Origin of the sequence: Pseudomonas sp. PB106 (assembly GCF_009764645.1) — a bacterium.
Classification (GTDB): domain Bacteria; phylum Pseudomonadota; class Gammaproteobacteria; order Pseudomonadales; family Pseudomonadaceae; genus Aquipseudomonas.
Map to the genome: position 1 here is coordinate 1 of NZ_RWIM01000179.1, position 7,637 is coordinate 7,637.

Genomic DNA, 7,637 nt, shown 5'->3' on the forward strand with positions numbered 1-7,637 from the left:
AGGAACTCTGGACGATCGCGTCGTGGGACAGCGGCGGGGCAGGTGCGGCCATGGCAGTGGGCCTCTGATGCAGCATTTTTATTATTGTTATGCGATCCCTGTAGGAGCTGCCGAAGGCTGCGATCTTTTGATCTTGAAAAAATAATTGCCAAAGGAGAACAACCGTTCTACTGTTCATCGCATGAACGAAATCACTAACACTGACACACGCGACATCATTCTGGATGTCACCGAAAAGCTGATCTACAAAAATGGCATCGCTGCCACCAGCATGGATCTTCTGGTGAAAACCGCCGGCGTCTCCAGAAAAAGCATCTACCGTTACTTTGAGGATAAAGATGCGCTGGTCGCCGCCGCCCTGCAACGCCGCGACATCCGCTGGATGCACTGGTACAAAAGCGCCGTCGATCAAGCCGAAACCCCGGCCGAACGCCTGCTCAACCTGTTTACCGTGCTCAAGGGCTGGTTTGCCTCGGAAGGTTTTCGCGGCTGCGCCTTCATCAATACCAGCGGCGAAACCGGCGACCCACAGGACCCGGTGCGACTGGTTGCCAAAGAACACAAACAGAAACTGCTCGACTACGTGTGCGAGCTGTGTACCGAACATGGCGCCGAGGATCCGCAACTGCTGGCCAAACAGTTGCTGATCCTGATTGACGGTGCCATTACCGTAGCGCTTGTGATGGGTGATCACAGTGCCGCCGATAATGCGCAATGCATGGCGCGAAAGTTATTGGACCTGTAACGCCTTAATAAGCCGGACTTGTTGTTCAATGATTAATTAGATTGGGAGACTGAACATGTCTACTGCAGCCCAGCAACGCCCGCCATTGCCGCCGTTCAACCATGAATCGGCCATCGAAAAAATACGTCTGGCCGAGGACGGCTGGAACTCCCGCGATCCGGAACGGGTATCGCTGGCCTACACCCTCGACACCCAGTGGCGTAACCGCGCCGAGTTCGCCAACAACCGCGAAGAAGCCAAGGCCTTCCTGACGCGTAAATGGGCGAAAGAACTGGATTACCGCTTGATCAAAGAACTCTGGGCCTACTCCGACACGCGCATCGCCGTGCGTTATGCCTATGAATGGCACGATGATTCCGGCAACTGGTTCCGCTCCTACGGCAATGAAAACTGGGAGTTCGATGAAAACGGTCTGATGTTCCAGCGCTACGCCTGCATCAACGACATGCCGATCAAGGACAGTGAACGCAAGTTCCACTGGCCACTGGGCCGCCGCCCGGATGATCATCCGGGCCTGTCCGACCTCGGCCTGTAATCTCACAGCAATTCCCCTTTGGGAGCTAGCCCTGCTAGCGATAGCGTCTGGGCATTCAACCAATATGTTGACTGACATACCGCCATCGCGAGCAGGCTCACTCCTACATTTGGAATGCGTGCCCCTGTAGCAGTAAGCCTGCTCGCGATGAAGCCTTATGGGTCGCCGCAACACTTGGAAATGAGTAACATGACCGCCCTCCCCGCAGCTCACGTTCTGCGCCCTGCCGAATAAGCCGATTCCATGCCTTTCGAACTCAGCGTTGACCTCACCACCCTGGCCATTCTGGCCATCGTCGCTTTCATTGCCGGTTTCATCGACGCCATCGCCGGCGGTGGCGGTCTGCTGACCACCCCGGCGCTGCTCACCGCTGGCCTGCCGCCGCATCTGGTGCTGGGCACCAACAAACTGAGTTCGACGTTCGGCTCGGCCACGGCCAGTTTCACTTTCTATCGCCGCAAGCTGTTCCATCCACGGCAGTGGGTGCACGCGATTGTCGGCACACTGGTCGGCGCGCTGACTGGCGCCATCGTCGCCCATTACCTGCCGGCGGAATGGCTGAACAAAATGCTCCCGGTGATTGTGTTCGCCTGCGGTCTGTACCTGTTGTTCGGCGGCACACCGAAAGCACCGCTGGACAGCGATGCGCCGATCAAAAAGAAATGGCAATCGACCCAAGGCTTCAGCCTCGGTTTCTACGATGGTGTTGCCGGCCCTGGCACCGGTGCGTTCTGGACGGTGAGCAGTCTGCTGCTTTATCCGATCGATCTGGTCAAGGCCAGCGGTGTGGCGCGCAGCATGAACTTCGTCAGCAACATTGCGGCGCTGTCGGTGTTCGTGTTTTCCGGGCAAGTGGACTGGATCATCGGCCTGAGCATGGGCCTGTCGGTAATGGTCGGCGCGTTCTTTGGCGCGCGCACCGCGATCAGCGGCGGCGCCAAATTCATTCGCCCGGTGTTCATCACCGTGGTGCTGGGTTTGACCGTGCGCTTAGCCTGGCAGCACTGGTTCAGCGTGGCCTAACCGCCGCGCCACGTAGACGTCGATCAGGTAACGGGCAATCGACTTGGACGCCGGCAATGGCGGCAGATCATGCACGTTGAACCATTGGGCGTCTTCGATCTCGTCCTCCTGACAGACAATCTCGCCACCGGCATATTCGGCATGGAAGCCGAGCATCATCGAATGCGGGAACGGCCAGCACTGGCTACCCAGGTACTGAATGTTCTTCACCTCGATCTGCACTTCCTCACGCACTTCACGAATCAGGCACTCCTCCGCCGACTCGCCCGGCTCGGCAAAACCGGCCAGCGTGCTGTAAACCCCGGTGACGAAACGCGGTGAGCGCGCCAGCAAAATCTCGTCGCCACGGGTGATCAGCACAATCATGCTCGGCGAAATGCGCGGATAACTGCGCAGATCACACGGCTGGCAATACATCGCCCGCTCGCGCGGCACCTGTGTCATCGCCTGGCCGCAATTGCCGCAGAAACGATGTTCGCGAGCCCACGTGCCAATCTGCGCGGCATAACCGAGCACCTTGTAGATCGTGTGATCGCCATCAAGCATGAACGCCCGCAACCCTTTCCAGTTGCAACCCGGCACTTCGCTGGCACTGCGCAGTTCGAGCAGATAAACCGGCTCGCCGTCGAGATGGCCAATGCCGTGCTCGGCGAGGACTGACAAGTCCTGACGCTTGAGCCATTCCCGGGGGAACAGCGCGCCGTTGTCATCGAACAAAAAACCGTCCGGGCTGCGCGCAACCGCCCAGCCGCCCGGTTGATCGGTATCCAGTACTGCAGTGGTCCAGCGAGCTGTCATGGTTTCTCAGTCCAGGAATTCGGGTTTCTGTTTGCTCATATGGGCGGCCATGGCCACGCGCAAGTCGGTGGATTGCAGCATGGCAGCGTTCCAGGTGGCAACGTATTCGAGACCATCGTCGATGCGATGGTCGCGCATGTAGCTGATCATTTCCTTGGTGCCGGTGACTGCAATCGGTGATTTCGAGGCAATTTCGCGGGCGATATCAATCACGCCTTCGAGCAGCGCATCCTTATCGCTGTAGACACGATTGACCAGACCGATGCTGCGCGCCTCTTCAGCGCCGAAAGTGCGACCGGTGTAAGCCAGTTCACGCAGCATGCCGTCACCGATGATCCGTGGCAACCGTTGCAAAGTGCCAACATCGGCGGCCATGCCGATATCGATTTCCTTGATCGAGAACTGTGCATCTTCGGCGGCATAACGCATGTCGCACGCGGCGATCAGATCGATGGCGCCGCCCAGGCAATAACCCTGAATCGCCGCAAGCACCGGTTTGCGGCAGTTGTCGACGGCGTTGAACGAGGCTTGCAGAGTGAGGATCTTGCGGCGCAGCAGGCGCGCGTTGCGGCCAACGTCTTTGCCCAGTTCGTTGGCGACACCGGCGAGCATCATGAGGTCGATGCCGGAGGAAAAGTGTTTACCGTTGCCGCTCAGCACCACCACGCGCACTTCATCGGTGTCGTCGATCCACTGGAAGATCTCGATGATCTCGCTCCAGAACGCCGCATTCATCGAGTTGATCTTTTCCGGACGGTTGATCTGCACATGGGCGATGTTGTCGGCCAGTTCGACGCTGAAGGCGGAGTATTGAGTCATGGCAGTGATCCTTTACCGGGCAGAAAATGAGGCCCGAACTATAACAAGGCATCACAGTGGCGGTTCAGCCAAATGCGGGACTGGCTTGAAGAGATGTACTGCAACACTCCACCTGTAGGAGCTGCCGCAGGCTGCAATCTTTTGATGTTGTTTTTAAAAAGACCAGATCAAAAGATCGCAGCCTGCGGCAGCTCCTACAGGGATTTTCGTGTCACGAAGGCCACGGTTTCGTAGGGAACCGTCACCACATCCCTGCCCCGCAACTCAGGCTCGGACGCGATCAACGCACCAATCTGCTCATCGACTTTCGCCCGCTGCGCCTCCGGCAGCGCCGCGATAAAACTGGTGGATCTCACCCGATTGAAAATCACGTCTTCCGGCGATCCAGTGTGACCGTTATGAAAGCGCTGCAGCTGCAACGGCCCGAACGCCGGATGGGGAAACGCTTTGCGCCATTCACCGGTGTAGTAACGCGGCGTGTCGCCTTCCAGCGCATTGACGATGGCATCGAGCTTCGGCACCCAGCTCACCTGCGTGTCGCGCAGGTTCCAGATCAAACCGAGCTTACCGCCGGGTTTGAGCACCCGGGCGATTTCGGTCAACGCCTCTTCACTGGCAAACCAATGAAACGCCTGCGCGCACACCACCACATCCACCGACGCGTCCGGCAACGGCAAATCCTTCGCGGTGCCGTGCACGGCCAGCACCTGCGGCCACGCGTCAGCCAACTTCTCGAGCATCTGCGCCACCGGCTCAACGGCGATCACTTGCGCGCCCGTCGCCACCAGTCGGCCGGTGAACTTGCCGGTACCGGCGCCCAGATCAATCACAGTGTTGTGATGATCGAGACCCAACTTCGCGGTCAGCCACTCACTGACCTGCGGCGGATAATCCGGTCGCCCTTTGACGTAAGTGTCAGCGGCGGTTTTGTAGCCACCAGTGGCAGGGTGGAGCTGATCGTTCATGGCTGTTTCCCCTTCATATACAAGCTTCGGATCAACGGCAGACGCTGACGAGCATAGCGCTGGAATTTGTGCCTGACTTGAACAGTCACTGACAAATGCAATGAATAAAGTTTCACCCTGTGGTGTTCAAAGTGAAACATAACCCCCTGTGGAGCCTTGCCCATGACTATCCGTTCCGTTATGTTCGCCGCCCCGTTGTTACTGGCCGCTGCGATGTCGAGTCATCTGGCCTTCGCCAACGGTGACGAAGAGGATCCGGTGCAGAAGCCCGAATGCCCGAAAGGCCAGGTGTGGGACAGCAAAACGCAGAAATGCGTGCTGCAAACCAGCAGCCTGTTGCCGGACGCCGATCGCACCGATTACGCGTATCGTCTGGCCAAGGCTGGCCGCTACGATGAGGCGCTGGCATTGCTCGACACGCTCAAGCAACCGAACACCGCCAAGGCCCTCAACTATCGCGGTTATGCCACGCGCAAACTGGGGCGCACCGACGAAGGCATCACCTATTACCTGCAATCGGTGAAACTCGACCCGCAATACGCGCAGGTGCGCGAATACCTCGGCGAGGCCTATGTGATCAAAGGACGCGTCGACCTGGCGCAAGAACAGTTGCAGCAGATCCAGTCGATTTGCGGCACGTCTTGTGAGGAATATCAGGATCTGGCTGAAGCCATCAACGATTCAACGAAAACCTGACCTTTATAAGTGGAGACGATCATCGTCAGCGATCAGGCCTTCAGAGCCGAACTCGGACAGCATCTGGCGCGTTTGTGGCGCTACGGTTTGCTGCTGTCGCGCAATCGGCACGTCGCCGAGGATCTGGTGCAGGCCACCTGCGTGCGGGCGCTGGAGCGCTGCGGCCAGTACGTGGCCGGCACGCGTATGGATCGCTGGTTGCTGAGCATTCTGCATTCGATCTGGCTCAACGAAGTGCGCGCGCGCCGAGTGCGCCATGGCTCGGGGCACGTCGATGCCGACACGCAACTGACGTTCGACGGGGAATACGTCGCGCAAACTCATGTGATGGCCACTCAAGTGATCCGCCGCGTCGATGCACTGCCGGAAACCCAGCGTGAAACGGTGTATCTGGCCTATGTCGAGGGTTTGTCCTACCGCGAAGTCGCCGAAATCCTCCAAGTCCCGATCGGCACGGTGATGAGCCGACTGGCCACCGCGCGCCTGAAACTCGCCGAATACCCGCCCTTGCAAGCGGTGCCGAAAACCACCGAAGGAGACCGGTCATGAACACACCTTCGGACGAACAACTGGTCGCCTATCTGGATGACGAACTGGACCCGGGATATCGCCGCCAATTGGACACGGCCATTGCCGACGACCCGCTGCTCAGCCTGCGCGTGCAATGGCTGGCGCGCAGCAATCTGCCGTTCAAAAGCGCCTATGACGAACTGGCGCAACAGGCGCCGCTGGATCGTTTGCAGGCGCGGCTGGATGCTATTCCTTCGCCGCAACCTCCCGGGCTGAGTCGGCGCTGGTTTATCGGCGGCGCGGCGGCCGCTCTGGTGGCTGGCGGCGTCCTGGCCGACCGCTTGATCCTCGGCTGGCAGGCGCGGCAAACGCATCACTGGCGTGGAATGGTCGGCGACTACATGGCGCTCTACGTGCCGCAAACCCTCGATCACTTGCCTAGCGACGAAGCCGCGCAACGAGCGCAACTGCGCAGCGTCGATGCACGTCTGGGCCTGACTCTGTCACCGGCAGCATTGAAACTGCCCGGCGCCGAGTTCAAACGTGCACAGTTGCTTGAGTACGACGGCGTGCCGATTGCACAGATCGTTTATCTGGATCAGCGGCACGGGCCGTTGGCCTTGTGCATCACCCGCTCGAACAGCGGCAGCCAGCCATTGGCCAACGAGCGTCGGCACGCGATGAATGTCGTGTATTGGACCGAGCGCGAACATGCATGGATGCTGATCGGCCACGTGCCAACAGCGGATCTGGAACAGCGGGCACAGTTGTTGAGAAGTCGTTTAACCGCCTAGCCAGCGTTGTCACTATTCTGGGCAAGTGATTTGTCCAAGGAGGATTGCATCTATGCCGATTACGTCTCGCACTGCATTACTGGTTATCGATGTTCAGAACGACTTCATCCCTGGCGGCAGCCTGCCGGTGCTTGAAGGAGAGCGGATCGTGCCGCTGATCAACCAGCTCGCGCGTCAGTTCCAGCAAGTCGTCATCGCCCAGGACTGGCACCCGCGCGGTCATGCCTCATTCGCCTCCAGCCATCCCGGACGCCAGCCTTACGACGTCATTCAATTGCCCTACGGTGAGCAGACGCTGTGGCCCGATCATTGCGTGCAAGCCAGCGCCGGCGCCGAGTTTCACCCGGAACTGGACCTGCCCCACGCGCAACTGGTGATCCGCAAAGGCTGCAATCCGGACATCGACAGTTACTCGGCGTTTCTCGAAGCCGACCGCCGCACCACCACCGGATTGGCTGGCTATTTGTCAGAACGCGGGATAGACACCGTTTACATGGTCGGCCTGGCGCTGGATTTCTGCGTGATGTACACGGCGCTGGATGCGCGGGCGGCGGGATTCAATGCGGTTGTGGTGCTGGATGCGTGTCGGGGGATTGATCTGGATGGATCGCTGGCAGATGCGATTGAGCGGATGCAAAAGGCTGGGGTTGAGTTGATCCAGTCCACCGATCTGATCTGATCAATACGAATACCCCCTGTAGGAGCTGCCGCAGGCTGCGATCTTTTGATCTTGATCTTAAAAAACTAATCAA

At 58.9% G+C, this 7,637-nt stretch carries 10 protein-coding genes; 7 read left to right on the top strand and 3 right to left on the bottom strand.

The features are described from left to right. Nucleotides 1-181: 181 nt before the first annotated feature. From EJA71_RS22940 to EJA71_RS22950, 3 genes are all read left to right on the top strand, one after another. Entirely contained in the window at nucleotides 182-745 is a 564-nt protein-coding gene (locus EJA71_RS22940) for a TetR/AcrR family transcriptional regulator (RefSeq protein ID WP_158959794.1), read from the top strand. Between the two features lie 55 nt (nucleotides 746-800). After that, entirely contained in the window at nucleotides 801-1,280 is a 480-nt protein-coding gene (locus EJA71_RS22945; RefSeq protein ID WP_158959795.1) for a nuclear transport factor 2 family protein, read from the top strand. A gap of 243 nt (nucleotides 1,281-1,523) precedes the next feature. Further along, on the top strand, nucleotides 1,524-2,303 hold the full coding sequence (locus EJA71_RS22950) for a TSUP family transporter (protein ID WP_064390185.1): 780 nt from the start codon (nucleotides 1,524-1,526) through the stop codon (nucleotides 2,301-2,303). Here the strand turns inward: EJA71_RS22950 and nudC are convergent. The 3 genes from nudC to EJA71_RS22965 form a co-directional block, all read right to left on the bottom strand. Beyond that, nucleotides 2,271-3,101, bottom strand: a complete 831-nt coding sequence (gene nudC, locus EJA71_RS22955) for an NAD(+) diphosphatase (RefSeq protein ID WP_158959796.1) — start codon at nucleotides 3,099-3,101, stop codon at nucleotides 2,271-2,273. The two genes, EJA71_RS22950 and nudC, sit on opposite strands and share 33 nt — an antisense overlap. Before the next feature lie 6 nt (nucleotides 3,102-3,107). Continuing rightward, nucleotides 3,108-3,920 (bottom strand): crotonase/enoyl-CoA hydratase family protein, encoded by an 813-nt coding sequence (locus EJA71_RS22960; protein WP_158959797.1) that lies wholly within the window; start codon nucleotides 3,918-3,920, stop codon nucleotides 3,108-3,110. A gap of 194 nt (nucleotides 3,921-4,114) precedes the next feature. Further along, nucleotides 4,115-4,885 carry a class I SAM-dependent methyltransferase gene (locus EJA71_RS22965; RefSeq protein WP_158959798.1) on the bottom strand — a complete coding sequence of 257 codons (771 nt, stop codon included), beginning with the start codon at nucleotides 4,883-4,885 and terminating at the stop codon, nucleotides 4,115-4,117. A gap of 162 nt (nucleotides 4,886-5,047) precedes the next feature. Here EJA71_RS22965 and EJA71_RS22970 point away from each other — a divergent pair, with 162 nt between their 5' ends. The 4 genes from EJA71_RS22970 to pncA all read left to right on the top strand — a co-directional run bounded on the left by EJA71_RS22970 (nucleotide 5,048) and on the right by pncA (nucleotide 7,564). Then, nucleotides 5,048-5,581 carry a tetratricopeptide repeat protein gene (locus EJA71_RS22970; RefSeq protein WP_158959799.1) on the top strand — a complete coding sequence of 178 codons (534 nt, stop codon included), beginning with the start codon at nucleotides 5,048-5,050 and terminating at the stop codon, nucleotides 5,579-5,581. 63 nt (nucleotides 5,582-5,644) lie between these two features. After that, a complete protein-coding gene (locus EJA71_RS22975) occupies nucleotides 5,645-6,130 on the top strand; it encodes an RNA polymerase sigma factor (protein WP_371925723.1) in 486 nt (161 codons plus the stop codon). Then, complete coding sequence (locus EJA71_RS22980) at nucleotides 6,127-6,885, top strand: anti-sigma factor (protein ID WP_158959801.1); 759 nt, start codon at nucleotides 6,127-6,129, stop codon at nucleotides 6,883-6,885. The genes EJA71_RS22975 and EJA71_RS22980 overlap by 4 nt, the downstream gene beginning before the upstream one ends. 52 nt (nucleotides 6,886-6,937) lie before the next feature. Next, complete coding sequence (gene pncA, locus EJA71_RS22985) at nucleotides 6,938-7,564, top strand: bifunctional nicotinamidase/pyrazinamidase (RefSeq protein WP_158959802.1); 627 nt, start codon at nucleotides 6,938-6,940, stop codon at nucleotides 7,562-7,564. The last annotated feature ends 73 nt before the right edge of the window (nucleotides 7,565-7,637 follow it).

Excerpts from the sequence above, each read along its gene's own strand:
- pncA (WP_158959802.1), top strand. The coding sequence starts at position 6,938 with ATGCCGATTACGTCTCGCACTGCATTACTGGTTATCGATGTTCAGAAC.
- nudC (WP_158959796.1), bottom strand. The coding sequence starts at position 3,101 with ATGACAGCTCGCTGGACCACTGCAGTACTGGATACCGATCAACCGGGC.
- EJA71_RS22980 (WP_158959801.1), top strand. The coding sequence starts at position 6,127 with ATGAACACACCTTCGGACGAACAACTGGTCGCCTATCTGGATGACGAA.
- EJA71_RS22960 (WP_158959797.1), bottom strand. The coding sequence starts at position 3,920 with ATGACTCAATACTCCGCCTTCAGCGTCGAACTGGCCGACAACATCGCC.
- EJA71_RS22965 (WP_158959798.1), bottom strand. The coding sequence starts at position 4,885 with ATGAACGATCAGCTCCACCCTGCCACTGGTGGCTACAAAACCGCCGCT.
- EJA71_RS22950 (WP_064390185.1), top strand. The coding sequence starts at position 1,524 with ATGCCTTTCGAACTCAGCGTTGACCTCACCACCCTGGCCATTCTGGCC.
- EJA71_RS22945 (WP_158959795.1), top strand. The coding sequence starts at position 801 with ATGTCTACTGCAGCCCAGCAACGCCCGCCATTGCCGCCGTTCAACCAT.
- EJA71_RS22940 (WP_158959794.1), top strand. The coding sequence starts at position 182 with ATGAACGAAATCACTAACACTGACACACGCGACATCATTCTGGATGTC.
- EJA71_RS22970 (WP_158959799.1), top strand. The coding sequence starts at position 5,048 with ATGACTATCCGTTCCGTTATGTTCGCCGCCCCGTTGTTACTGGCCGCT.